At 50.1% G+C, this 539-nt stretch carries 1 protein-coding gene; it reads right to left on the bottom strand.

Features of this window, described 5'->3' with window-relative positions; translation table 11 throughout:
* Window positions 1-372: DUF2931 family protein (locus tag OGV67_RS01880; RefSeq protein ID WP_286464855.1), on the bottom strand; the 372-nt coding region annotated here is incomplete at its 3' end.
* Window positions 373-539 lie beyond the last annotated feature (167 nt).

Below are 539 nucleotides of genomic sequence, written 5' to 3' on the forward strand. Positions count from 1 at the left end.
GGTCTCGTAAGTTTGTTTGTCGATATAGGATTCCCAGCAGAAGACAATGTACTGAGGCGGTTTTTTGACTTTGTTGAAAATGACGCTGGGGCCATAGACAGTCGGGGCCCATTTATCGATGGAATCCGGAGCCTGAGCAGTTTGGTCAAGTGTATTGAAGGTATACAGATAACCATCCGTATCAATAACCCGGGCATGAAGGACTTCTGCGGGTAGTTCAGAAGGGGTGACAAAAGAAAAACTCCACTCGCCATAAGGCAGCGTCCAGTCGCCGCTGGCGGCCTGTTTTGACTGCAAAGGTTCAGGTTTCTGCGGGCTGCAGCCAGAGGCGATTATCAGCAGTGGGATTAAAAGCAGTTTGTTTATATTCATCCGCGTTATTCCCAGTCGCCGTACGGGTAGGTTTTGCCTTTAATGAAATCCTGCGTCGACTGAATGAAATTAAACGTGCCGCCGGGAACGACGTAGTCTTTGCAGAGCGTCATCTCGTTGCCTGCGAGGGTCCACATTTTCAGCGGTTTTACGGGAAGGCTGGGACG

It is taken from the genome of Citrobacter sp. CK188, assembly GCF_030333525.1.
GTDB lineage: Bacteria > Pseudomonadota > Gammaproteobacteria > Enterobacterales > Enterobacteriaceae > Citrobacter_B > Citrobacter_B koseri.